Genomic DNA, 25,997 nt, shown 5'->3' on the forward strand with positions numbered 1-25,997 from the left:
GCACAACTGCAGCTCTGAAATTGAGACCGCTCGTTGGACTTGCCCGCGATGAACTGATTTCTGCGGGGATCGCGCGGGCATCGATGCTCGGGAATGTCGTCGTCACGTTATGCGGTACCAACTGGATCTTTTGACCAGACCAGCAGCCGCGACAAGGATGGCCGACGCGTGGATTCGTCGCTCCGACAAGGCGCGGATTACACGGTGGGCTTACACATGCATTAACGTTTGTTGCTGTGTGCTGGCTGCGATGTTCGTTCCATGAAAGTCCCGGTACCATTCGACAAAGCGTTGCACTCCGTCCTCGAGCGTTGTCGCCGGGGCGAAGCCGACAGCGTTACGAAGATCACTCACGTCGGCGCGAGTCTCCAGAACGTCGCCCGGTGGTAGAGGCACTTCCACGCGAATCGCCCGGCAGCCAAGGGCGGTCTCGATGAGCGAAATCAGCCGGTTAATCTCCTCCGGCCGGTCGTTGCCAATATTATAGACGCGGTACGGTGCAGAACTTGTGGCGGGATCTGCGGTAAGAAAATCCCAACCCGGGTCGGGTCGCGGCGGTGCAGCGAGTGCTCGAACCACCCCCTCAGCGACGTCGTCGATATAGGTGAAGTCTCGCCACACGCGGCCGGCATTGGCTACTTCGATTGGTTTCCCCTCGATAATCAAACGCGTGAACATGTAGACTGCCATGTCGGGCCTGCCCCAGGGGCCATAAACGGTGAAGAAGCGCAGTCCGGTCACGGGCAAGCAGAATAAATGACTGTATGAATGCGCCATGAATTCGTTTGAACGCTTGGTTGCGGCGTACAGACTGACAGGATGGTCTGCGCCGTGATGCTCAGAAAACGGTGTGGTTCGATTTGAGCCGTAGACGGAGCTCGACGAAGCGTAGACGAGATGACTAACGCCGAAGTGCCGGCAGCCCTCAAGGACGTTGAGAAACGCCACTATGTTCGATTGCACATAGCAATGCGGGTCAGCAAGTGAATGACGCACGCCGGCCTGAGCCGCGAGATGGACAAAGTGTGAGGGGCGAAATTCTGAGAACAGCAACTGAACGCGGGCGGCATCCGCCAGATCAATTCGCATCGAAGTGAAGCCCGGCTCGGCACAGAGACGTGCAAACCGCGCTTCCTTGAGTCGTGGATCGTAGTAGGGGGTGAAATTGTCGACGCCGATGACTTCGACACCCAGACGCAAAAGCCGCAAGGCGACGTGAAAACCAATGAAGCCTGCAGCACCGGTGACGACGATCGGTCCTATCGGGACGAGTTCCTTCACGGCGCGGTCTGACCGGGATCGGGCGGTTTCCATATTTTCCGCAGAAAGAACGGAACCACCGTTTAAATCATGATCCAATTTTTTGCCCCTTCGACGTCACTCGACAGTGTCGAATTGCCTATTCCGAGATCCCGGCCAATTGTGCCGGGATGTTATGTGCCGGGGCGTCGGCGTCGGCACAGGTGAGCAGGCGCCGGCCACGCGCTGCGCAACGTGACCTGCCAAGCTAGGTTGGAACGGCCTCCAGCACCGGTCGACCAAGCCCCGTCGCATGTGGATGCCGCCAACTAGACCCCAACAACTGCGCGGCCCTTACGGCAGGACCGAAATACGCCCAAGAAGGGCCACCAGTTCCGCCTGGCGTTTTGTTTCGGTCTTGGCGAACAGCGAGGCAAGCTGGGAACGGATCGTGGTGCGGCTGAGACGCCAGCTGCGAGCGATCTCCAAAGGTGCGTCGCCCTGGGCCAAGCGCAAGGCGAGGTGCGTTTCTGCGCTCGTCAAGCCAAACATTCTTTGCAGCGTCCGAGGATTTGGCCCCGACCTGTTGTCGCGATCCAGCAGCGCCACAATGCTTGTTCCGTCGGGAGCGATAACGCCGTTCTCGTTCAGTATCACCGGTCGGTCGCCCCTGCTGCGGATCACCACCCAAGACAATGAGCCCGGCAGGAATTGGCCCGGAACATTCGCGATCAGCCGCCTTAGGGCGGCCGTAAGTCCGCTCGCCGTGTCGGCCGCTTCGCCCTGGCGCTCAAGCGTGGTTTGGGCGGCTGCGTTCCACTCGACTACTTTTCTTTCGCGATTCAACACGAGATAGCCACAGCCAATGCGATCAAGCACGCCGGTTATGGATTCCAGACTGCGGCCTTTTGGTTCGCCGAACCTTGCGCCCAATGGATCCGATGCGCGATCGGGAAGGTGACCAGAAGAGGGCCGCGTATTCCGCGCTTCAAAATCATACTTGGTCCTCGTAACAATATACCGATTGTTCGAAGAAGCATCGACCTGTCTATCGATCAGATTCATTTTCTACCCCTAACCCAAAGTTTCACACGCCCGAAATAAGTATTCGGGATTCATGTAGTCTTCTATGTGTAGCTGGATTATAGTCTTCTATGCGCTGACGGATAATACGTTCATCATCACCTTGAAAACTTAATATGATCCGACAGTTCTAAGGCAGCTCTTAGGCCCCGCTGCGTCCGATAAAATGCGCGCTATGATAGTGGTATGGCAATCCGGCAGTGGTACTAAGCTGTACGTTTTTTGCTCTAGTCTCGACGGGCTAGTCAGAAGGTTGTAGTCTGTGTCCATGAGCTCGCAGTCGCGCAGGTCGAATTCGAACCCGTCGGGCAGATTGCTAACTCATATTGCGTCTGCATCGGTGTTAGCTGCCACACTGATATTTGAAATAAAATCGTCAGCCTATATTGGGCAAGGCGCAAGTTTTCTGGAATTTATTCCGGCTATTATTATTATCGCTTATCTCGAAGACCGCGTACCTGCGCTCGCTGCGACCATTCTGATGGTTGCTGTCGGGCTGTGGGCACGAGGACACGATCAGATTTCAAGTGGAGACTGGGCACGCGCAATCCTGCTTCTGGTTTCGGGTGGCGTGATTGCCATGACCTTCCATCGTCTGCGGCAGGACTTGCGTGAGTTGCTGGAAGTCGCGGAGGCCAGGCTCGCTGCCGTCGAGGCGACCGAAAGCCGCTATCGTTGGGCCTTCGAACGTGCTGCCATGGGATTCGCGAACACCAACAAGAAAGGTGAGTTGCTGCAGTCCAACAGACGCCTTTGTGAGATGACCGGGTACAGGGAGGAGGAGCTTGCCCAATTACAGCTTGATACGCTCGCCCATCCGAACGACCGGGATACCTTGGCGCAATTGCTGGCGAGGCTGGGCAATGACATTTCTTCGTTCGTTTCGGAGGTGCGTCTGTCACGAAAGGACGGTACGGCATTCTGGGCCAGGCTAACGCTTTCTTCGTCCGTGCCCGAGGGTGGCCTCTCGGAGAGCATCTTCGTGGTGGTCGACGATATTTCGGAACGACGCGCTGTTCACGAAGCGCTTCGGGCCCAGAAGGAATGGCTGGACCTCGCTCTGTCTGCTGGACGCTTGGCCACGTGGCGCATAGACCTTAAAGACGGGATAGTCACGGGCTCGGACACGTTCTGGGACATTCTCGGCCTGGCCCAGGCCAATAGCCGCAGTTTGGAGGAGCTGTCAGCTGTCGTTCATCCGGCGGACTGGCCGAAGCTGGCGGCATCGAGAAAGGCCGCACCATCGGTCACGAATTACGATGTCGAGATACGCGTCCGCCGACCGGACGGACATATCCGCTGGGTTGCGCTGCGCGGAAGGGAGGAAAGACATGATGATGGTGGACAGCGGCTTGGAGTGGCCGCCGACCTGAGCGAGAGACGACAAACCACGCTGCTGCGCGCCGCGGCAAAGAAGCGGGAGCGCATTATGCTCGAACAACGCCACAGGTTCGGCAACGTTTTCGCGGTGATCACTGCGCTCGTGAAAATGGTCGATGCTCCTGGAAACAATGTTGCCAAATACAAGGAAATGCTGATCGACCGGATACGCGCGCTTGAGGCAACCCATCTGCTTCTTTCACGCAACGGCAGCGTATCGGGGACGCTAAACGATCTCGTTGCTCAAGAATTGCAACCATATATGGGAACACGCGCCATATCGGTCGGCGGTCCTTCCGTGACGATGTCGGGAGGCGCCGCCGAGAGTTTTGCGATGATCGTTCACGAGCTTGCCACCAATTCCATGAAGTATGGAGCGCTTGGCGATCCAAAAGGCCGGATCGACGTAAGCTGGACGTTCGCACCTGAAGACACAGGCAGCGAGATCGGGTTCGAGTGGGTGGAATCGGGGCGGCGGCGGACCTCGAGCGTAGTCCGTCATGGCTTCGGTTCCATGATAATCGGAGTGGATGGAGCGCCGCTTGTCGGTCACTCTCCCAGGCTGGAAATATCGGACCAAGGGTTACGGTATTCGCTGCGGCTGTCACGCAAGGAAATCGGATTGTAGTGCAGTGCTCCAATCGGAAAGCAGATATCTAAAGGCGGGTCGCGCTGAGCGGCCTTTGAGATGCGCAGGGTTCCTTCCAAGAATGTCGTCGGCCCAAAGCTGCGCCGCGGCTTTGGGATATGCAGTAAAATGCATGAGGAGTCTTGCGACGCCGTTTGCACGTCCAAAAGGACGCGCGGCGCTCTAGCTGGCATGTCTCGAAAGCCAAGTCTTCAGCATAACGGCAGCCTCGGTCCGATTGCGTACCCCCAATTCACGCAGAACCGCAGCAGCGTGGATTTTCGTGGTCGCCTCCGCGATTTCCAGATCGCGCGCAATTTCCTTGTTTGAATAGCCTTCCGCCATCAGCTTGAGGACTTCCTTTTGCCTCGAAGTCAGCCTGCCAAGGTTGACGCCAGCGGTACGCCTCTGTGGGCCTTTGTCGTCGGAATGGGTATGCGCGTGGGTTGTTTGCGTCGCTCCCGGGCGTGACAGAAGTGCAGGAACATAGATGCGGCCGGAGAGGATTTCATTGACGGCCAAAACAACCTCTTCGTCCGTCTGCGATTTTACGATGTAGCCGTGAAGCCCGATCGACAGAGCTGTGAGTATTTCCGAGCGTGAATCGTTTCCGGAAACGATCGCAAATCGCGTGTCCGGATAGGCAGACAGGATCCCGCCGAGCACTTCTTGATTGAACAGGCCCGGCATATTCAGATCCAGGATCGCAAGATCCACGAACGACTGCTCTGCCAGCAAACTGAGCACCGCGTCGAAACAGGACGCTTCAAAGATCTCCACACCTGGAATGCCTGCGGTCAGTGCCAATCGCAAGCCGCGACGATACAAGCCGTGATCGTCGGCGATGACGATTCGATACATTGAATTACCCCAACGCCTATCTGAATGGATTGAACGGTAATGGCCTGAAAATCGTGGCCATCCACTCGTCGATTCATCCAGCCGACGCTGCGGCACCCCCAACACCGCAAACGCCAGATTTCTAATATAATCTTAAATGACGGGAAACGCTCCTCTTTTTTTGCCCCTTGTGAGCGAAACCCGCCGAACGTCGTCGAACATACGTTCTGACCTTTTGGACAGCTGACAGACCGGCCGGTCGTTCAGCAGTGCTATAGGCCTAAAGATATAGAACAGCAAAACGGCTGAATTGTTACCATTCGAATGCACGACGACATCCACCCTGACGGCCACATACCATCCAGATGCAATGTCCGGATCAGGGGACAGTGGAGTAATCTCACCGGTCTTCTACGGGAAATCTCACCGGTTCTTCTGAGGGGACAAGAACGCGTTTCCCGGGTGCTGACCAGGGCAGGATAGCCGGCCCGTGACGATGGCGTTCAGGCCGAATGAACAAGGGAGGACCAGGATGAAAGCGGTTATTCAATGTGGAGGAATGGGAACACGCCTCCGCCCCTTCACTTCGGTCTTGCCGAAGCCGCTCATGCCGATCGGCGCACGGCCGGTTCTCGAGATGCTTCTGAAATGGTTGCGACGCAACGGCATTCAGGAAGTTTATATTACAACCGGGTATCTCGGCCACTTGATCCGCACCGTGTGTGGAGATGGCTCGCAGTGGAACCTGAAAATTCGATATACGCAGGAGATGGAGCCGCTTGGCACCATCGGGCCACTGTCTTTGATCAGGGATGAACTGACGGAGCCATTCATCGTTCTCAATGGCGATGTCCTCACGGATCTAAGCCTCAGTCGATTTGTAGCAGCGCACCGTAAGCACACCGATCCAGTGACAATCGCAACAGCCTGTCGCCTGATCAAGATGGATTTCGGCGTCATCGACGAAGTCGACAATACCGTGCAGGTCTTTCGCGAGAAGCCGACGCTTTCGCATCTGGTCAGCATGGGAATTTACTGCATGAACCCGGATGTTCTGCAGTTTATCCCATCCGGCATACCCTTTGGGTTCGACGACCTGATGCTGCAGATGATGCAGAACGGCACAACCGTGCACGTGTACAAACATGAGGGTCTCTGGCTCGATATCGGGCGCGTCGACGATTTTCAGAACGCACAGACCATTTCCTGGGAAGACCAGTCGGCCTCGATCGAGGTCACCGCGACGGCTGCATGATGATGATGAAGTCACGAGCCCGGTTGCCACAGTTATCAGTCTAGGAGGTTGTGATGCTCTTGGTCAGTGCCCCGATCTTGGGTGTGCCGGAGAAGACTGCTTTGACCAGGGTCATCGACAGCGGCTGGCTGACCATGGGGGAGCAGGTACGAGCCTTCGAACAAGCTTTTGCCGACGTTCATGATGCGGAGGATTGCGTCGCGGTCAGTTCTTGCACCGCAGCGCTTCATCTCATTTTGCACGCACTTGGCATCGGACCGGGCGACGAGGTGCTGGTGCCATCCTTGACGTTCGTGGCGACCGCAAATGCGGTCCTCTATGTCGGTGCGACGCCGGTTTTCGTCGACATCGAGTCAGCCGACGTGCCGCTGATGTCGATCGTGGAAGCCGAAGCGAAATGCACGGCCCGCACCAAGGCAATCATTCTCGTTCATTTCGCCGGCTACCTCGCCGATCGGGAACAATGGCAGAGGTTCGCCCGTGCCCGGGGGCTGCACATCGTCGAGGACGCCGCGCATGCGCCGGGCTTGAAGGAGGTGGGGACATTTGGTGCCGCGGCCGCCTTCAGCTTCTACGGCAACAAGAACATGACCACGGCGGAAGGCGGGGCTGTGATCGCCAGGGATGCCGGTCTGCTCGAGACAATCCGCCAGGCGCGTGGACATGGGATGACCACCGGGACACGTCAAAGGCTGAACAGCCGCACCCCTCAGTATGATGTCACCATGCTCGGATTCAACTATCGCATGGATGAATTGCGGGCTGCGATCGGACTGGTCCAGCTGCAAAATCTGCAGGAGTGGAATGAGATCAGGCGTATCCTGGTCATGCTGTATCGCCGTCTCATAGCGAAGCATTGCCCAGCCGTGACCATCCCGTTCCACGAGCCGCGGACGTCGGCCTACCACATCATGCCTATCCTTTTGCCACGTTACGCCGACAGGCAAGACGTCATCGACGCACTGCGCGGGCAAGGGATACAAACCACTATCCACTACCCGCCGGTGCACCAGATGACGCTCTATCGTGAGCTCATTCCCGGTACTCACTTACCGCGCACTGAAGATTTCGCGCAGCGCGAACTGACTGTACCGCTGCATCCGCAGATCACCGCACCTTTGGTCGAAACGGTGGTGGTCGCTCTTGCCGCGGCGGTCAATAACTGCGCTCAGACAGGAACGGCCGCATGAATGCCCTGGACCTAGCCATTCACAGGCCTAACGGCTCGAGCGCCGCCCATGGGTCTGCGAGACGAGCAATCGATCTCGTCATTGCTGCAGCCGCGGCGATCGTCTTCGCCCCGCTGATGCTGCTGATTGCCGTGGCGCTGCTGCTGGAAGGCGGTCGGCCCATCTTCTTCACACAGACCCGCGTCGGGGCCGGTGCTCGCCCATTCCGCATGTACAAGTTTCGCAAGTTCAGCGTGCAATGTGATCCCGGTGGCTTGGCTCTGACCATGGCCGATGACAGCCGCATGACGCCGATAGGACGGTTCCTCGCGGTCACCAAGTTCGACGAACTGCCACAGCTTTGGAACGTCTTCAGAGGCGAGATGGCAATCATCGGGCCACGCCCGGAGAGCCTTGCCTTCGCCGATTGTTTTCGCGGGGGCTTCGAAGACATTTTACAATACAAGCCAGGCTTGCTGGGTCCAGCCCAGGTTCTCTTCCGGCATGAAGCCCGTTTCTATCCGCGATCGATGGACCCGCTACTGTTCTATCGCCAGGTTCTGTTTCCTGCCAAAGCCAGGCTCGACCTTTCCTATTATCCGCAGCGCACGATCGGCTCCGATGTTGTGTGGATGGTGCGCGGCTTGCTGGCGGTGCTTGGCGTGGTTTCGCCGTCGCCGATCGGAACTTGAGAGCAGGTGGAAAACCCGCGCTCTCGTGGATTTGCAAAGTCAGTGCCTCACGTCATAGGGGGAACGCTTGGGTCATGGCATACAAGGGCAGGAAAGTTCTGGTTACCGGTGCCGACGGATTCATCGGGTCGCATCTAACCGAAGCACTCGTCCGTAGCGGCGCGGACGTCACTGCGCTGGCTCTCTACAATTCCTTCGACAGCCACGGCTGGCTGGACGATTTGCCGGACACCATTCGAAGCCAGTTGAACCTCATCCGCGGCGATGTTCGTGACAGCGCCTTCCTTAACCGGATCGTGCGTGGCCAGGCGGTCGTGTTTCATCTCGCCGCACTGATAGCTATCCCATATTCGTACGCCGCGGCCCAGTCCTATGTAGAAACGAACATCCTGGGCACGGTCAACGTCCTCGAAGCGGCGCGCCAATGGGATACGGAGCGTGTGGTGCACACCTCGACAAGCGAGGTTTATGGCACCGCGCTGACAATGCCTATCAGCGAATCGCACCCGTTGCAGGGACAGTCACCATATTCGGCATCCAAGATCGGCGCGGACATGATGGCGGAGTCCTACGCCAGATCGTTCGACATCCCTGTGGTTATCATGCGGCCCTTCAATACGTACGGCCCGCGCCAGAGTGAGCGGGCCATAGTACCGACCATTATACGCCAGGCTCTCGACAAGAAATGCCCGGCGATCATGGTGGGAGACACAAGCCCGATCCGCGATCTTACTTTCGTGGAAGACACCGCGGCGGCGTTTTTGACCGCAGGTTCCGCCGAGCTCGAATTTGGCCATGCCTACAATGCCGGAAGCCAGCGCGCCGTGACGATCTCGGACATATTGGATCTGGTGATCGAGTTGAGTGGCTGCAAGAAACCAATCCACCGGGACGAGCGCCGCCTGCGGCCGCAGAATTCCGAGGTGCGTGCCTTGCTGGCCGATTCTTCGCTCCTCGAAAGCAAGACTGGATGGCGTGCCCAGACCAGCCTGCGCGAAGGCCTGGAGCGGACCATCGGATGGTGGCAAGGGCGCCTCAGCGAAGGCCGGGTGCGACACGAGATGGGCTACATGACATGAGCTTTCGCCCGGGAGGATTGGCTCTGTTGATTGCGGCTGCCTTGTCGTTGGATTTGACCGTGGCAGGCAGTCGGCAAAGCAGCGCGTCGAGACAATTTGTTGCGCCAGTGACGATGGACTTGCCCGATTATCTCCAACCCGCGACCGACCCAGCCTTCGGGACAATTTTCATGCGCATTACCAAGCCTGGGCCCCTTGGGAATGGAGTCGTATGCGAGAAAAAATTCTGCAGCCACCGTTATTCCAGCGCCCAGGCCTGGAATTCGGACCAGACTCTCCTCGTCATCACCAACGGCTGCAATGGCATGTGCTTTTTCGACGGGCAGACCTATGTCCCGCTCTTCCGTCGTGCTCGATCGGCTGAATGCGAATGGCATCCGCAAAATGCCGATCTGATGATCTGCGTTCAGGACCGGAAAATTTCGACCTGGGCGCCGCGGACCAATCGCGAAGACGTCCTGTTCGTTTCACCGAATTATCGTGATCTTCAGTTCGGGCCGTCCAAAGGCAATCCCAGCCGTGACGGCGATCGCATAGCAGTGCGCGCAATCCGTGGGGATGGCGCGATGGTTGTATTTGCCTATGATCTCAAGCAGCGCCGGAAATTTCCGGACATCGATCTTGCTCAGCTTGCCGGAACCGTCAGCGCCTGCTCGATCTCCCCGCTCGGTGCGAACATCCTGTGCTTTCAGAATGTGAACGAGGACACAGAGCAGCGGGCTATTTTCTCCGTCGACGGGACGTTGCGGCAGAGGTGGACTGACCATCATCGCCCCGGCCATGGCGATATGACGGTGGATAAAGATGGCAGCGAAGTTTTCGTGGGCATCAGCAAGTCCGACCCTGACAAATATCACGTCATCAAAAGGAGGCTGGCCGACGGAAAGGTCACCTCACTTATGAAGTTTGGCGAAGCCGAGCATGCATCCCTGCGGGCATTGGACAGGCGCGGTTGGGTGTTCGTAAGCTATGGCGGCAAGCCGGAAGAGATATCTGCCAATCCCGACTGGGCGCCATATGCGCGAGAGGTGATCGCGCTTCGCCTCGACGGCAGCGGGGAGGTTCGACGCGTCACGCAAACTCACAACGTCCCGTCCGATTACTGGAGCGAGACCCATGCCTCGCCATCCCCCGACGGCTCACAGGTAATCTGGTCGAGCAACTGGGGCGTGCCTGGCGGGCCGGTCTACGAATTCGTCACCCGTCTCGATTGGCCGGAAGAGCCGCGGTCGAACCAGAAGGAGATTGCCGCCAATGGTCCTCGTTGATCGAATGCTTCTTGTCGTGTTCGGTATGCTGGCTGCCATGAATACGGCTGCTGCAGCGGAACCGCGGGTCGCCTATCGACTTTCTGCCGGCGACACCGTCGAGATTGGAATTGCCTCCATCCCGGAGCGAACGCAACGTGCGGTGGTCCAGATGGACGGCACGATCGCGCTTCCCGAAGTCGGGATGGTTTCGGTGGGGGGCTTAACTCCGGCTGAACTGCAAACGCGCATGCAGACGATCTTGCCGACCAAGATATTCCACCAGCGTCTGCCTGATGGGCGGGAGCAAATGATCGTCATCAAGCCGACAGACGTGACCGCCGTGGTTGCGGAGTACAGGCCGATCTATGTGACCGGCGACGTGCTCACTCCCGGACAGCAGGCCTACCGCCCGCTGATGACCGTGCGGCAGGCGATTGCCGTGTCAGGCGGTTTCAGCCTTTTGCGGTCCCGGGCAAACCAGGTTGGCCCGGATCCGGTGGATCTGCGGCGCGATTACGAGTCGCTTTGGGGGGAATATACGAGAGATTATTTTCATAGCGCCCGCATCCGCGCCGAACTTCAGGACAAACCGACTTTCGACATGCAGCCACCACAAGGATCTCCCTTGCCGGCAAGTTTTGCGTCGGCGATCGCGCAGGCTGAAGCGGAAGGGCTGAAGCTCTCGTTGGACAACTTCCGGCAAGAGCAGGGCTTTCTCGAAAAAAGTGGCAAGGATGCTGCTGCACAAACCGAGACCCTGCTCAAGCGCGAGCAGGCCGAAGCGGATGGAGTGAAGGCGGACGAAGACGAGCTGGCGCGCGTAAGGAAAGCGTTTGAGTCCGGAAATCTAACCAATACCCGGCTTGCCGATGTCCGGCGCGCTTTGGTTCTTTCTTCCAGCCGGGCACTCGAAACGTCGGTTGAGCTTATGAGAGCACGACGTCAGCAGGACGATTTTACCAGACAGCACGAACGCAATGTCAACCAAAGAAGAATGGGTCTGCTGACTGAGTTGAAGGATACCAACGTGCGTCTTGCCGACGTTGGCGCAAGACTTCGCGCCGCCAGCCAGAAGTTGCAGCCCACGGGAGCGGCCGCTCTGCCGTTGCCGGTTGCCGGCGAAACGATCCAGGCCGAGGTCACGATCATTCGCAAGGTCGGCGAAGAATGGCGAAAACAGCTTGCCCAAGAAGACACCGAGGTCATGCCGGGAGACACGATCGAGGTCAGATTCAGCAGCGCTCTCGAAAATGCGGCGACCCGATAGATCGGCTGCGCCCCGATCCAATCGGCCGCCGCACTGTCGGTTGAGTGTGGCAACCGCTTTACTGCCTGAAAGCTCTGGAAAACTGGTCGGTGAGGGGCTTCATCAAGTAGGACCAGACACTGCGCTCGTCGGTTCTTATGTGGACTTCGGCGGGCATGCCCGGTTTGAGGATTTTCTCTCCTGTCAGGCACGTCGCTTCATTCTCGACGTCGATACGCGCCGAAAAAAAGGAAAGCTGGCGTTGCTGATCCTTGATCAGATCCGCTGAGACGCGCTTGACCGAGCCTTCGCAAGCAGGTGTGGTGCCGGCGTCGAACGCTGGAAAGCGGATCGACACCTGCTGTCCGGGATGAATCTCGTCGATACGCGACGGAGGAATGGAAGCGTCGACGACAAGGTTGTCGGAATCGGGCACAATCATCATGAGCACCTCTCCCGCGCCAATCACGCCTCCTACGGTATGGACCGAGGATTCTTGTACTGTGCCCGATTGCGGGGCACGAATGTCTGTCCTGCTGAGTTCGTCTTCGGCCACCACCTTGCGCTCACTGAGCTCGGTCTGCTTGGCTTCCGTTTCGCGAAGTTCGTTGGTCACGTCGCTCCGCATTTGTTCGTCGAGCTGAAGCACCTGCAGGTCCGTTTCACTGATGTGAGCTTGGACCTCTGCTATCGCTGCGACAAGGCGTCCCGATTCGCCGCGAGCCCGGGTCTTGTCCAGGCTGACATTGCTCAACCTCTCCTTGGACACCAACTTCTTTGCGTAGAGAGATTCGACATCCGCAAGGTTCTTGGTCAGCAGATCCAGAGACTCGTCCGTTGCAGACTGCTGCGATTTGAGGCCATCGATCTGACGTTCCAGCTGCTTCGCGCGGCTTTGTAATTGTGCCTTCTGGCCAGCCAGCGCCGCAGCACGGCTTTCAAACAAGGCACGCTCGCCACTGACAAGTGCCGCCACTTGCGGGTCGCCCATTTGAGCGCGAAGGTCGGGCGGGGTCTGCATTTCCGGCAGACCCTGGCGCTCGGCCTCCAGTCGGGCCAGACGAATGGTGGCGCGATTGAGGTCCTCGGTGACTATCTGCAGGTTTGCTCGGGTCAATGTGTTGTCCAGCCTGACCAACACATCGCCGGCCTTCACATGATCGCCGTCCTGCGCGAAGATTCCGCCGATGGTGCCGCCGGTTTGATGCTGGACTTTTTTAATGTTGCTTTCGACCACCACGGTTGCGGGCGCAATCACCGCGCCGGCAATCTTGGTCAATCCCAACCAGAGCCCTCCGCCAAAGATCAACAGCAAGCTGGTTGCCAGGCCCAAGAGCAGATTGGCCCGGATGCCATCCGGCTCTGGCTTCGTCTCCAACGAACGGCCTTCGCCACCGGCTGCGACGTATGACACGGCAACAGCAGAGCGATACCTCGCATATGCCCGGCTGCACCCTTGTGCGGCGGAACGACAATGTGCTGCTAGGCTCCGGACCAGAGTACCCCAGGGTAGATTGGCTCGAATCCCATCCGGCTGCGGCTTCTGCCCGGTCGGCGGGCCTTCGCCGCCAACCGCAGCATATGACGACATGGTCACGTTAGACACTAAGCAATACCTCACGCATGCCCGCTTGCACCGTGCTGCAGCGGAACGACAATGTTTGGCTTGTCCGGGCGCGGGAAGGGCCGGACCACATTTGCCAGAACGTCTTCGCGCGAGCCGAACGAATGGAGCATCCCGTTCGACAGGACGAGTACCTGATCGATGTTGACGAGAGCGGAGGGGCGATGCGCAACGACGATCACGATACCGCCGCGCCGACGCACTGCCAGGATTGCGCCGGCCAAAGCAGCATCACCGTCTGCATCCAGATTGGAATTTGGTTCGTCAAGAACGACGAGGAATGGATCGCCGTAAAGTGCCCTGGCAAGCCCGACGAGCTGCCTCTGCCCAGCCGAAAGGGCCGCGCCGCCTTCTCCGATGCGTGTTTGAAAACCCTGCGGAAGACGCATGATCATCTTGTCCACGCCCGCAGCCTTGGCAGCTGCCAGCACGCCTTTTGCGTCGCTTTTACCGCCGAACCTCGAAATGTTGTCGGCGATCGTCCCGTCGAACAGCTCAACGTCCTGCGGCAGGTAGCCAATATGAATGCCGAGCAGTTCTGAGTTCCACTGATCGAGCGAGGCGCCGTCCAATCTTACCGTGCCACGAAGCGGCTTCCATGCGCCGACCAAAGCGCGCACGAGCGTGGTCTTGCCGGAGCCGCTCGGGCCGACGACCGCCAACCCTGCGCCTCTCGCCAAGCGGAAGCTTACATTGAAGATGGTGGGCTTCTGCAGGCTTGGTGGCGCGACGGTCAATTCCTCGACCGCAAGCTCAGCCTTCGGGCCGGGCAGTTCCATTGGCTCTTGCTGGCTATCAAAAGCATCCAGGGCTGCCGCCAGCTCGGAATAGCTTTTGCGGGTTGCCAGAAACCCTCTCCAGTTTGCGATCGCCACATCGACCGGTGCCAGCGAGCGGCCCAGCAATATGGACGATGCAATGATCACGCCGGGCGAGGCCTCGCCGCCGATCACAAGGTAGGCACCAAGCCCCAGCACACATGATTGCAGGGCCATTCGGAGCGTCTTCGACAGTGAGCTTGCTGCGCCGACGACGTCGGAGAGCCGTTCCTGGTTCTTCAGATAAAGATGACTGACCTCGTTCCAGCGCCGGCTAAGCGGGGCGGAAAGGCCCATCGCCTGAACAACCTCTGCGTTGCGGCGGCCGGAGTCGGCCAGAAGCCGCTGCGCTACGAGTGTCTCAGATGCACGAGCCGCTGGTTTGCGGCCGATGATCTCGGCAACCACCGTCAAAAACACAACGGCACATGCGCCGAGCGTTGCCAGCACGCCAAGCGCGGGGTGCAGCAGATAGATGACCACCATATAAAATGGTATCCAGGGAGCGTCGAACAAGACTGTCGGCCCGAGCCCGGAAAGAAAGCCACGTAGCTGGTCCAGATCACGAAGCGGGTGTACCCGGTTCGCATCCGGCCCGGCGACGAGGGGCAGGGAAAGCGAGGCTGCGAACGCTTTTTGCTGCAGATTTCTATGCAGGCGGCTGCCGATGCGGACCAACAGGCGAAGCCTCACGAAATCGAGGAGCCCATAGGCCGCGTAAAGTCCCAGCATCCCGACGGTAAATCCGATAAGAGTCGGCACGCTCTGCGAAGGCAGCACGCGGTCATAGACCTGGAGCATGTAGACGGAGCCGGTCAAGGCGAGGATATTTATCAATGCCGAGAAAACGCCTACGCCGACGAGGCCGTGCACACAGCCGAACATTGCGGAGCGGAGATCGAGCGAGCGCCCTTTGGTCGACTTCATGATGTGCGCTCGTTGACGCGAAATTGCCGCGCAATCTCGTCGATTCTTTCGATGAGGGACAAACTTTAACCTTCCGGGAAGCAGCAGCCCCGCCCCGCTGCTGAACATTACGAATTGCTTACATACGTGCCTTCTTTGATTAAAATGTAGCAAAATCGTGACGCCAGGCTGAGAATTCGGCAACTGGCTCGCCAGGCTGGGGATAACCGGGTCAGGTAAGGAGATATTCCTAATCATGACACCCGGCAGAAGCTTATGATCATCTTTGTAGCATCAAGGCTTCAAAGCGTCTGGCGACGGATGGGTTTTGATTTTGTCGATCGAGAGTTAAACGGTTTTGAGATACACTTCATCGGTACGTCGGCCACCAACGCCGGCTAAATCGGGGAGGCGAGTGTCGTGAGCGAAGAGATCAATGTTGCCGATGCCTACGGCAGGGGGCGCAGCACCTTCATGGGATTGCAGTTGCTGGTCTCGCCCGGTGCGCTTGTTCCTCGGCCGGAAACGGAACTGCTCGGCAAGGCCGCTCTCGATGTCCTGAGCCAACTGAACCTGCCGGTGCCTCGCGTTGTCGACATGTGCTGTGGGGCGGGCAATCTGGCGTGCGCCATCGCGCACCACGCTCCCACCGCGCGCGTGTGGGCAAGCGATCTTACCGACGGATGCGTGGAGGTCGCGCGCCGCAACGTCACCCATCTTAAAATCGAGGACCGGGTAACGGTGCTTCAGGGCGACTTGTTCAGCGCCTTCTCAGGCTTGGAGCTCGACGGCACGATCGACGTGATCGTTTGCAACCCGCCCTACATTTCGGAAAAACGGCTCGAGGGCGACCGTTCGCATCTGGTCGAGCTCGAGCCGCGTGAAGCATTCGCAGCCGGCCCCTACGGCCTGAGCATCCACATGCGGGTGCTCAAGGAGGCGCCGCGCTATTTGCGGCGCGGAGGCATCCTGCTTTTCGAGGTGGGGCTTGGCCAGGATCGGCAGGTCATGAGTTTGCTCGAGCGTTCCAAGGCCTATGAGAGTATCCGGGCGGTCACCAACCAGGCCGGTGAGGGCAGGGTGGTTGTGGGACATACGAGGGCGCAGGCGTAAGCATCGCAGCCGCGGCAGGTAGACGCGCTGTCGCGGCTAGAAACGGCCGGGAAGTTGAAACAGAGTTGCGCGAGATTTCGGAAATCAGTTTCTCTTGCGTCAGTTTCTCTTGCGCATGACGTATTGCGCAATTCCCTCGATGGAATCGAGATTCTCCGGCAGCAGCTCGCTGTCTTCGACCGTGATGCCGAAGGTCTCCTCGATGAAGCCGATAACCTCGAGCACACCCGTCGAGTCCACGATGCCCTGGTCGAGGAGCGAGGTGTCGCTCTCCAGGCTCTCGGGATCGGCTATATAGAAATTCGAGGCCAGGAAAGCGCGAATTTGTTCGCTGCAGGTATCGGTTCTATCCTTGGTAGATAACATTTATTTCGCCTCCGGTACAAAAGATGAATGCTGATCAACTTCGCCCTGGTACCGACTCATGACAGGGCCGTTTTTTTGAGCTTACCCGTGTCGGTCATCGGCAGACTGGGTACGATGACGATGGACTTCGGAACCATGAAGTTTTCCAGCCGTCTCTGGCACTCTTTCTGCAACTGCTTTTCACCGAGCATGCTTCCCTGCTCCATCACGACAAATGCCTTCACTGCTTGCCCGAGCAGCTCGTCCGGAACGCCGATGACCGCGGCTTCCCGTACGCCCGCAATGTTCATCAACACGTTTTCCACCTCCTTCGGCGCTATCTTCTCTCCGCGCGATTTTATGATCTCGTCGCCGCGACCGACGAAGTAGAGGTAGCCCTCGGCGTCCATCCGGCAGTAGTCGCCAGTGTATAGGACCTGCTCACCCGGCAGCGGGCCGGGCTTGAGCTTCCTGGCCGTCGCCTCCGGCTTGCCCCAATAGCCCTTCATCACCGTCGCTCCGCGGATGACGAGCTGACCAACGATGCCGGGGCCGACCCGCCTGTCATGCTCGTCGACAATCCACATTTCCGTATTGGGGATGGCGATCCCGACGCTCGACGGCTTTCGCTCCAGATCCTCCGGCGGCAGGTAGGTGCAGCGCTTGCATTCGGTAAGGCCGTACATCGAATAGATGCGGGCGCCAGAAAACAGCTCTTGCAGCAGGAGAATGTGCTTAAGCGGCAGGGCGGCCGCAGTGTTCGTGACGTAGCGAATACTCGAAAAATCCTGATCCCTGAGAGACCTGAGCTCCCCGAGTGCGGCGAAGATGGTCGGTACGCCGGGAAAACCCGTCACCCTTTCTTGCTTGATCAGCCCAAGGATCTGCGCCGGGAAGGCGAATGAGCGCTCAAGCACCAGCCGGGCGCCCGCGCCGAATGCCATGATCATCTGGTAAAGACCGTAGTCGAAGGCGAGCGGCAGGACATTGAGGATCACCTCGTCTTCGGCAAGCGCCAGGTATGAGGAAATCGAGGCGCACGCGGCGATCATGTTTCGATGCGTCAGCATCACGCCCTTGGGCTCGCCCGTCGAGCCGGACGTATAAATGATCGCAGCGAGATCGATGTCGATGCAGCGGCGCCAGGGCGGCGTGCTGCGGGCTGCCGCGACCGCAGCGTCCCAGCGCACAGCATGCGGCAATTCTTGCAGGTCGCTGTGTTCGATCGGCCCGGAGACGATCATGCGGCGCAACGATGGGCAATTCCGCGCCGGCTCCCTGAAAATCGAGTGCAGGTGTTTGTCGGTGATCAGTGCCGTCGGGCGGCAATCGTTGAGCAGATAATCAAGCTTGTCGCTTTTGGTGAGCGGATTGACGATGCACACCACGGCGTTGGCCTTTAGCACCGCCCAGAACGCAATGACGGCCTCGACAGTGTTGTCGGCGAAGACCACCACGCGATCGCCACGCGCAATTCCGGCATCGGTCAAATGGTGCGCTATGGCGTTCGAACGCATATCGAGATCGCCATAAGTGACGCGTTGATTGCCGCACACCAGGGCCACCTTCTCGCCGAGCCGGCTGGCAGAGTGGGTGAGATAGTCGTGCAGGAGCGGTACGGCGCCATGCATCATGCGAGCACCTCTTCGCGGTGTTCGCGGTCGATATCGATGCTGAGCTTGAGCGTGCGGGCCCCACTTGGACGGCTCGCGATAAATTGCCGATGGAGAAGCTGCGTCGACAGCACTCCGACCAGCGCCATATTGTCGGAGTTGGACAGGTCGCCGCCGCCGGCGCTGGCCTGGCACTTGCTCAGGAGCCGGGTAACCGACTTGGGATCGAAGACGTTCGTTTCGCGCAGCGCCGCCTCCGAAAGTGCTTCGCGAATATAGGCCGGAGCGCCATCTGCGACAAAGCAAAGCGCGTTGGGAGCCCGGTAAGGCTGCTTCTTGCGGGTGACGATTTCCGACGGCACGATCGGTTGCGCTACGCGCTTCAGCACATGCTTTTCATCGAGCACGCGCAGCTTGTAGGCGGCCGGAAGCGAATTCGCGAGTCTCACGAGTTCATGATCGAGGAACGGGAAGCGCCCCTCGACGGAATGAGCCATCAGCATTCTGTCCCCTTGTGAGGAAAGCAGGTATCCCGACATCAGCGTCTGAATCTCTATGTACTGGTCCTGCGCAAGAGAGCCCCATCGCGAAAACTCCGGCGGCAGGCGGGCAAGCAGCTCGGACACGGCGTTGCGGCGCTCCGTTTGGGCGCGCATGTCTGCCGAAAACAGCCGCTTGATGGCGCTTGTGGTACGCCAGCGCGTGCCATGCGCAAAACCAGGCGCGTCACAGGCGTGAATGTCGCGCCCGAAGAACTGGCGTGCCATTGCCTGCTGCTGCACCGGCGAGCGGCTGAGATAGGGATAGAGGCGCTCCAGCAGCCGCGAGCGTCGCGTCGAGGCGGGCTGGCGTCCCCAGAAGCGGCGGACCTTGCCCTCGCGGAACAAATCGTAGCCGGCGAACATTTCGTCGGCCCCTTCGCCGGTAAGCACGACCTTGATGCCGTGCTGGCGCACCAGTCTCGAGAGCAGGAACAGCGGCGCCGGCGCGGTCCTGAGGATTGGCCGCTCGGTGTGGTAGATCACCTCAGGGAAGATGCCAGCGATATCGCTGCGCGAAACAACCACCTCATGATGGTCACTGCCGGCCACGCCGGCAACCAAGCGCTGGAAATGCGTCTCATCATACTCGGCGTCGGCAAAACGCAGCGAGAAAGTCTGGAAGCGCTCGCCCGCGAAGCGTCTCCCCAGCGTGGCGACCAGCGAGCTGTCGAGCCCGCCGGACAAATAGCAGCCGACCGGCACGTCGGCGCGTACTATCCTGAGCGCCGTCGCGGCTTCCAGGGCGCTGCGCACTTCCTCCACCGCGTCATCAAGCGAGCCGGTGAATTCATCATCGCCGGGTCCGTCAACCTCTGGATAGTCAGGCTTCCAAAAAGCCCGCTCCCGGACGACGCCGCTGTCATAAATGCGGACATGCCCCGGCGTGAGTTCGCTTACTCCTCCAAACACGCCTTGTGGCGGCGCGACAGTCCAGAGTGTGAAAGTCTGATCGATGCCGGCTGGATCGAAGGCGCGGGGTATATCCGCATCGGCCGCGAAAATGGCCTTCACCTCGCTGGCGAAGTAAAGCCGCCCGCCATGCTCGCAAAAGTGCAGCGGGCAGATGCCGAACCGATCCCGAGACAAGACGAGACGACCTGCCACGGAGTCCCAGATGGCGACTGCCCACTGCCCATTCATTCGCTCGAAGGCGGCCTCGCCCCAGGCATGATAGGCATGGACGATGACCTCGGTGTCGCTGCGTGTGCGGAAGCGATAACCGAGCGCGACCAGATCTTGTCGCAGCTCGACGTAATTGAAGATTTCGCCGTTGAAGACGATCCACATCGTGTCGCCCGCGCCGGCGAGTGGCTGCTGGCCGCTTGCGAGATCGATGACGGACAGGCGGGCATGCGCCAATCCCGCACGTCTGTCCCGGTAAAGGCCGCGCTCGTCCGGGCCGCGATGCGCCAGCGCGCCCGCCATACGTATCAGCGCATCCCGGGAAGGGGGCGCCGCTGCGGCGCTCAGCGACACAATTCCGGCGATGCCGCACATCGCCCTAGCCCTCGCCCATTGAAGAGGACACCAACGGCCGCGCGTGAAGATAACGTGCGACGCGCCGCTTGCTGTCGATATCCTTGAAAACCTTCTGGACCTGCATCACCGTGAGGCTGGTTGCCTCAGCGACGTCTTCGTCGGCGATCCCATGGTTCAAGCCGTAGAGGCACAGATCCATCAGATAATAAGGAAGCGCGAAGTAGAACTCCTCCTGACTCTGCGCCATCGAGAAGGTGTCCGTGGTGGGCGGTCTGCGCCGGACCTCTTCGTCCACCCCAAGATATTCGGCCAATTGGTAGACCTGGGTCTTGTAGAGGTGGACGATTGGCATCAGGTCGGCAATTCCGTCGCCCTGCTTGACGAAGAAGCCCTGGTCGTACTCCAGGCGGTTCGGCGTGCCCGCTACCGCGTAGTTGAGGCGGTCGGCATGGTAATATTCGGTCATCTTGCGCAGGCGCTGCTTGTAGTTGGTTGCAGCGACGATCTGCAGATAGGCTGCCGACGGCAGGCGCACTGTGTCGGTCCTGCCCTCGGGGTCCTGAACCGTGAGGCGCGTGATGTTGAGACCGTTGCTCTCGAGAACCGAGGCGAGCACCAGCTTGCATTTCCAGCCGTCCCCATATTCGGGAACGACGGTCTGGATTGCTTCGGTCTGTCGTCTGTAGGCGCCGATCGCTTCCAGGGCCGGCGTCATATCCTCCAGGATCGTTTCGATACCAAGGTGTGCGGCGACAATGCGGCCGAGCCTCAGTGAGTCGCCGGAGGAATGGCGCTCCGGCATGAATATCCCGAGGACCTTGCCTTTCCCAAAGGCGCGAACACACAACGCCGCAACGACGGAGCTGTCGATGCCGCCTGAGAGGCCGACCACCACGCCTCGACGTCGCAGCGTGCCAAGGACCTGCTGGCGCAAGATCTGGACGATGCGATCGACTTCCGCGCCAGCGTCGAGCACCAGGGCGTCTTTGCCGAATGATGAGATCAGGTCGATGGCTTGTACTCCAGTTTGCGAGACTCGATTGGCGAATAGGTTTTCGCCACCGCTTTCTCGATAAGGGGACGATTGGTGGTAAGGTGAGGCTCTACAACCAGATCGATGTGGCTGCCGACGATCGGAATCACGTCCAGATGGGCGAAGACGTTATCCCAGCCGATTGCCAGAGGCATTCCGGGTCGAGCACAGCGGAACAGGGTGCCTGTGATCGGCAGAGCCGGCTTTGGCTCTGCCACCCACTGGAAGAAAGCTCGCGCCCGCAAAACCTCTTGCAGTTCCAGTTTGGTTCTAAAGCTCGTCGCGTTGAACTGTCCTTGAGCGAAGCGGTCGAGAAACTGGACCAGTTGTGCCTCACGCTTCATTGCCACGGCAACTTTCGCGAGGGCGCGGCAAGCCATCCGGTAAGCGGACACGCGGTTGGTTCGGATTCGATTGACTGTGCGCGTAAACGTCTCCCAGCGGGCGCTTCGCTCCCCGACGAGGCTGGTGTCGAGGATGCCGAGGAACTTTACGGTTCGCCCCGCTGCCAGCAGCCGCGCCGCAACTTCGAAGGCAACAGCGCCGCCGAGCGAATGGCCGAGAAGTCGTACATGGCCCGAGGGTTGGGCGCGGCGGATCTGGTCGACGGCGGCGTCGGCCATATCGGCGAGGCTGTCTTGTCCGCGCAGTATCATAGCCAGGGCCGGATACCTGATCGGGGCAACACGGGTCACCTTGCCCATCGCTGCTGCAAAGGCAGCAAGGCTCGGGCCATAGCCGACGGACCCCGGGAACAGAAAAAGAACGGGAGGGTCGTGCTTCTGGGCGCGCGCGCTTTGATCGCCTGCCTGGGCGGACACGACCGCCTTGACCATTTGCTCCAGGCTCATCCCGACGGTGAAGGCCTCAAGGCCGAGTTCCTGCCCGATGGCGCTTTCGATTTCCATGACGCAGTGCAGCAGCTTTAGCGAATCTCCTCCGGCGTCATCCCAGCGTCCTGCCGCTACGCGCGTATTGAGAATGCTGGTCCATGCCCGCTGAACGACCTGCTGCGCAGTCAGCTTGCCTCGCGGCTCGAGCGGACGCGCGGTCGCCGCTGTCTCTCTGGCTGAAAGATCCATCTCTGCAAGTGTCGTGATGTCGACTTTGCCGCTCGGCAGACGCGGAATCTCGGCGATCGTGTGCAACCGCAAGGGACGCAGCGGCGGCGGCAGATTGGTCCTGACAAGCTGGCGAAGCTCGTCCGAAAAGGTCGCTTCGGCCGAGCGCCGAGGAACAGCAAAGGCGACAAGCTCATTCGCGGCCGTCACGATTGCCACGGCATCCGCGACAGAGGGTGCACAACGCAGCACCCGTTCGAGTTCGGCAGGCTCGACGCGTCGACCGTTGATTTTTACCTGGCGCCCCTTGCGACCGACGATGTGCAGTAGGCCTTGATCATCAAGTCGAACGAGGTCACCTGTCGCGAAAATCCGAAGGCCTGGATCGTGCGGGTCTGATGTTGCCGGCACAACCGCCCCGTCCTCCCAATGGCCAAGCAGGACATACGGGCTCCTGATCAGAAGCTCTCCGCTGCGGCCCGGTTGAACACGGCGGCCCGCTTCGTCGACAATTGCGAAGGTGATTCCAGGCAGCAGCCAGCCAACTGGAACCGAATCTCCATGCTCTGGCCAGTCTCGCGGCAGGAACCATTGCGAGCCGGTGGTCTCGGTTGACGAATAACCGATCTGGATAAGGCACGTATCGGAGACGGCCTTGCGCAGCAGGGCGATGTCGATCCAGGGCACCTTCTCGCCACCGATCCGGGCGACTCTGAGTGAATGGAACGCTTCTGCAGGTCCGTCTGCCATAAGCGCGCGAAGCAGTGCCGGCACCAGATAGGTGATTGTCACGTCTTCGGATCGCACCAGGCGTTGAACGGCGCGCAAGCCGACCGCTTCGACTTCGACCAGATGCAAGGTGGCGCCGGTGAGAAGAGCAGCAAGAATCTCCCGGCACCCGGCGATTGTGGCCGGTCCTGTCAATGGCAGGAAAACATCATCCGAGTTGATGTGGCACGCATCGACATATTGCTGGACCCGGCACAGCAAGCTGCGCTGGCTGTTAACGATGCCTTTGGGCCGGCCCGTACTCCCTGACGTATAAAGCACGATGGCGGGCGCATCGACCGAGACGGAATAAGAACGAGGCACTTGCCCAGCCTGCGAGGCCGCACTGGTCGACACATCGATCCAACTGACCCGGTGAGGCAAACCATCGGGTCGGACATTGCCCTCGCCCAGGACAGCTGAGAGCCGCGCCCCGGCCACGATTTCAAGGATACGCGAGCTAGGATCTCGCGCGTTGAGTGGCACCGAAGGCCGCCCAGCCGTCATGCTTGCCAGCATGGCAATGGGATACCAGGCCGAGTTGGCCTGAAGAATCCCTATCGCCTGTCCGTCTGGGACGGCCGCCGCGATCTGGTGGGACAGCGTCTCGACTGACCGGAGGAGCTGGGAATAGGTCAGACGATTGGCGCCGTCGCTGATTGCAAGCTTGTCGGGGTACTGGCGGACGACATTTCTCAGGTGATCGAAGGCCGCAATGTTGGTAAAATCGACGCCCAATCTTTGAAATGGACGCAGTACGGGACCACCCTGATCCAGTGCGTATTGTGGGACACTTGACCAATTATCGGAGGTCGTTGTCTGACAATCCACCGCTAGATCCTGATCCGCGACTTCTGATCCCAAATATGCCGAAGACATGAGTTGCCTACGCTAAGATTAGGGTCACTTATCGCCCCCCGCCCCAATCTTTTCATCGATCATTCTGATGATGCCCCGATCTTCCTCAAGGACGCTTGGTTAGTCACTTCGCCTGTTTCGCAAGCCACCGGCCGAACCAATCATGCCGGGCTCGCTGGCTGTTGTGGTGCGCATGACACGGACACATGCCAAGGCGGGCTCGAAGACCACGGTGGGGTCGAAGATGGAATTGCCGCTATTCAGGCATATTGCCTATTCGGTGGTTCTCCCGCGCGATACCGGCGATGCTTCGGTATCGGAATAGCTGCCGGGGACGAAACAATATGCATAGATCTGTCCCCGATTTTCGTCGGTCACGCGGATCCAATCCTTTTCCCACGTTCGGAAGGTAATACGCCCGTCCGTCATCATGGCTGCGGCTCTGAACGGACTCGGCGCGTTGACAACGCGCACCGAGATAACATCGTCGCCGTCCATACGCTCGACGAGATACGTCTGCATGAAAGCCTCCCCATGCCCCCGCTAGATCACCCGCACTTTAACGCCGGCTAATGAATTCGGTTGCAACTGCTTGGCGAAACTTTGGGTCCGATACTTTCCGTACCCACCGGCAACTTGGTCCTCCGTATCCGTCAGGTTTTTCAGCGACGGGATGCCAGTTCAGGGGAAGGCAGGCTGATTGCGGCCATGCCGGCGACATGCCAATCTGCGCCGCAACGTTTAGGCCTCCGCCTCCGCGGGCAATGGAAAAGGCGCTCGAATGGGCTCCTTTATGCTGTCCGTGTATGCTGTCCGTGATCTGGCATTCTGCCCGTGATTTGGCCTCATCGGACGACCCTGCAGGCCTTTGCGGGACATCCACATAGCGTGGCGTCGCCATCACCGAGGCATAACAATATGCGTCGGCGGAGAAATGGGACGACGGTTCGAGGTTTTCTGAATGTGCCTCACGACGACTGCGTCGTGTCGACGATCCGTTGGAACAGAAGGCCTGGTGCTGGAACGTCAATCGTATTTGGCCAGGAAGCGCCCGACGGCGCTGAGGCAGTCGTGCTTTTCCTCCACATGCGGCATGTGGCTGGAATTCGGGAAGACCAGGCCTTCAACGTACGGGATAAGATCCAGAAAGGGCTGGACGCAGGCCTCGGTCGCTTCGTCGTAGAAGCCGCGGAAAACCAGGGTCGGCGCCTCGATCCGATGCAGGCGGTCGACGATGGTCCAGTTCCGCATCGTGCCGATGACGTGGAACTCATTGGGACCGTTCATGGTGTGATAGACGGTCGGATCTTCCTCGATTGCCGCAAATGTCCGGGCGACCTCTGGCGGCATCGGAACGACGCGACAGACATGACGGTCGTAGAAAGCCTTCGTCGCCGCAACATATCCGGGGTGATCGGTGGTTCCCGCCGCTTCGTGCCGGTCGAGCGCACTTTGCACATCGGCTGGCAACTCGGCGCGCAATTGCCGGGCTCCTTCCACCCACAGCGCCATCGAGGCCAGCGAATTGGCCAGGATCAATGCCTTGAGCCCCTCAGGGCGGCGCACGGCGTGCTCGGTCGAGAGTATGCCGCCCCAGGACTGGCCGAGCAGTGCATAATGGCCGGCAATGCTGAGATGGGCGAGCAACGCATCGAGTTCGCCCAGGAAGAAATCGACGGTCCAGAAGTCGCCGCCCTTGTCCGGCAGATGGGTCGATTTGCCGTTGCCGATCTGATCGTAGTGGATGACGGCTCGCCCGGTTCCGGCAAGCTCCTTGAATGAGTCCACATAGTCGTGGGTGCAGCCCGGTCCACCATGAGCGACGACCAGGGGCAGCTTGCCCGACCCGATGTCCCCGGTCACACGGTACCAGGTGCGATAGCCCTTGTAGTCGCTAAATCCTTCGGTGATCGCATGTGCCGTCACAGTCCAAGCTCCGCATCATGGCGCGGCAGGAGCCACTTTGGTGCACCCCT

20 protein-coding genes are annotated in these 25,997 nt (G+C 59.5%); 8 read left to right on the forward strand and 12 right to left on the reverse strand.

Annotated features, from left to right (window positions below; translation table 11 throughout):
• Nucleotides 1-210: 210 nt before the first annotated feature.
• Both NKI08_RS17860 and NKI08_RS17865 read right to left on the reverse strand, forming a co-directional pair.
• On the reverse strand, nt 211-1,314 hold the full coding sequence (locus tag NKI08_RS17860; protein WP_352541735.1) for an NAD-dependent epimerase: 1,104 nt from the start codon (nt 1,312-1,314) through the stop codon (nt 211-213).
• A 279-nt stretch (nt 1,315-1,593) separates the two neighbouring features.
• Complete coding sequence (locus NKI08_RS17865; RefSeq protein ID WP_352472466.1) at nt 1,594-2,304, reverse strand: helix-turn-helix transcriptional regulator; 711 nt, start codon at nt 2,302-2,304, stop codon at nt 1,594-1,596.
• 286 nt (nt 2,305-2,590) lie between these two features.
• On the opposite strand from NKI08_RS17865, the gene NKI08_RS17870 reads away from it, so the two are divergent.
• Entirely contained in the window at nt 2,591-4,330 is a 1,740-nt protein-coding gene (locus tag NKI08_RS17870; RefSeq protein ID WP_352472467.1) for a PAS domain S-box protein, read from the forward strand.
• A 183-nt stretch (nt 4,331-4,513) separates the two neighbouring features.
• On the opposite strand, the gene NKI08_RS17875 is transcribed toward NKI08_RS17870, so the two are convergent.
• Nucleotides 4,514-5,191: a LuxR C-terminal-related transcriptional regulator gene (locus NKI08_RS17875; protein WP_023675618.1), complete on the reverse strand. Its 678-nt coding sequence runs from the start codon at nt 5,189-5,191 to the stop codon at nt 4,514-4,516.
• 511 nt (nt 5,192-5,702) lie between these two features.
• On the opposite strand from NKI08_RS17875, the gene NKI08_RS17880 reads away from it, so the two are divergent.
• The 6 genes from NKI08_RS17880 (at nt 5,703) to NKI08_RS17905 (ending at nt 11,882) form a co-directional block, all read left to right on the forward strand.
• Entirely contained in the window at nt 5,703-6,425 is a 723-nt protein-coding gene (locus NKI08_RS17880; RefSeq protein ID WP_023675619.1) for a nucleotidyltransferase family protein, read from the forward strand.
• Between the two features lie 53 nt (nt 6,426-6,478).
• Nucleotides 6,479-7,615, forward strand: coding sequence for a DegT/DnrJ/EryC1/StrS family aminotransferase (locus NKI08_RS17885; RefSeq protein ID WP_352472522.1), 1,137 nt, complete (start codon nt 6,479-6,481; stop codon nt 7,613-7,615).
• Complete coding sequence (locus NKI08_RS17890) at nt 7,612-8,286, forward strand: sugar transferase (protein WP_352472468.1); 675 nt, start codon at nt 7,612-7,614, stop codon at nt 8,284-8,286. Before NKI08_RS17885 ends, NKI08_RS17890 begins: the two co-directional genes overlap by 4 nt.
• Nucleotides 8,287-8,360: 74 nt before the next feature.
• Nucleotides 8,361-9,365 carry an SDR family NAD(P)-dependent oxidoreductase gene (locus NKI08_RS17895; protein WP_352472469.1) on the forward strand — a complete coding sequence of 335 codons (1,005 nt, stop codon included), beginning with the start codon at nt 8,361-8,363 and terminating at the stop codon, nt 9,363-9,365.
• Nucleotides 9,362-10,633 carry a hypothetical protein gene (locus NKI08_RS17900; protein ID WP_352771205.1) on the forward strand — a complete coding sequence of 424 codons (1,272 nt, stop codon included), beginning with the start codon at nt 9,362-9,364 and terminating at the stop codon, nt 10,631-10,633. The genes NKI08_RS17895 and NKI08_RS17900 overlap by 4 nt, the downstream gene beginning before the upstream one ends.
• Nucleotides 10,620-11,882: a polysaccharide biosynthesis/export family protein gene (locus NKI08_RS17905; protein WP_352541721.1), complete on the forward strand. Its 1,263-nt coding sequence runs from the start codon at nt 10,620-10,622 to the stop codon at nt 11,880-11,882. Before NKI08_RS17900 ends, NKI08_RS17905 begins: the two co-directional genes overlap by 14 nt.
• A 58-nt stretch (nt 11,883-11,940) precedes the next feature.
• Here NKI08_RS17905 and NKI08_RS17910 read toward each other — a convergent pair whose 3' ends face one another.
• Together NKI08_RS17910 and NKI08_RS17915 are read right to left on the reverse strand one after the other, a co-directional pair.
• The gene (locus NKI08_RS17910) at nt 11,941-13,239 is read right to left on the reverse strand and encodes an HlyD family type I secretion periplasmic adaptor subunit (protein ID WP_352472472.1); all 1,299 of its coding nucleotides are present in this window, start codon (nt 13,237-13,239) and stop codon (nt 11,941-11,943) included.
• Between the two features lie 239 nt (nt 13,240-13,478).
• A complete protein-coding gene (locus tag NKI08_RS17915; protein WP_352472473.1) occupies nt 13,479-15,230 on the reverse strand; it encodes a type I secretion system permease/ATPase in 1,752 nt (583 codons plus the stop codon).
• A gap of 399 nt (nt 15,231-15,629) precedes the next feature.
• Between NKI08_RS17915 and NKI08_RS17920 the strand changes: the two genes are divergently transcribed.
• A complete protein-coding gene (locus NKI08_RS17920; protein ID WP_352771208.1) occupies nt 15,630-16,322 on the forward strand; it encodes a N5-glutamine methyltransferase family protein in 693 nt (230 codons plus the stop codon).
• 99 nt (nt 16,323-16,421) lie between these two features.
• Here the strand turns inward: NKI08_RS17920 and NKI08_RS17925 are convergent, their stop codons facing one another.
• The 7 genes from NKI08_RS17925 to NKI08_RS17955 form a co-directional block, all read right to left on the reverse strand.
• A complete protein-coding gene (locus NKI08_RS17925; protein WP_023675628.1) occupies nt 16,422-16,688 on the reverse strand; it encodes an acyl carrier protein in 267 nt (88 codons plus the stop codon).
• 56 nt (nt 16,689-16,744) lie between these two features.
• Entirely contained in the window at nt 16,745-18,301 is a 1,557-nt protein-coding gene (locus NKI08_RS17930; RefSeq protein WP_352771210.1) for a class I adenylate-forming enzyme family protein, read from the reverse strand.
• Nucleotides 18,298-20,319: an asparagine synthase (glutamine-hydrolyzing) gene (gene asnB, locus NKI08_RS17935; RefSeq protein ID WP_352541719.1), complete on the reverse strand. Its 2,022-nt coding sequence runs from the start codon at nt 20,317-20,319 to the stop codon at nt 18,298-18,300. Before asnB ends, NKI08_RS17930 begins: the two co-directional genes overlap by 4 nt.
• Before the next feature lie 4 nt (nt 20,320-20,323).
• Nucleotides 20,324-21,307, reverse strand: coding sequence for an NAD(+) synthase (nadE, locus tag NKI08_RS17940; RefSeq protein ID WP_352541734.1), 984 nt, complete (start codon nt 21,305-21,307; stop codon nt 20,324-20,326).
• Nucleotides 21,304-24,042: an AMP-binding protein gene (locus tag NKI08_RS17945; protein WP_502899640.1), complete on the reverse strand. Its 2,739-nt coding sequence runs from the start codon at nt 24,040-24,042 to the stop codon at nt 21,304-21,306. Before NKI08_RS17945 ends, nadE begins: the two co-directional genes overlap by 4 nt.
• Before the next feature lie 252 nt (nt 24,043-24,294).
• Nucleotides 24,295-24,543 carry a hypothetical protein gene (locus NKI08_RS17950; RefSeq protein WP_352501378.1) on the reverse strand — a complete coding sequence of 83 codons (249 nt, stop codon included), beginning with the start codon at nt 24,541-24,543 and terminating at the stop codon, nt 24,295-24,297.
• 504 nt (nt 24,544-25,047) lie between these two features.
• Complete coding sequence (locus NKI08_RS17955) at nt 25,048-25,947, reverse strand: proline iminopeptidase-family hydrolase (RefSeq protein WP_352771215.1); 900 nt, start codon at nt 25,945-25,947, stop codon at nt 25,048-25,050.
• Nucleotides 25,948-25,997 lie beyond the last annotated feature (50 nt).

It is taken from the genome of Mesorhizobium sp. M0768, assembly GCF_040320195.1.
Classification (GTDB): domain Bacteria; phylum Pseudomonadota; class Alphaproteobacteria; order Rhizobiales; family Rhizobiaceae; genus Mesorhizobium.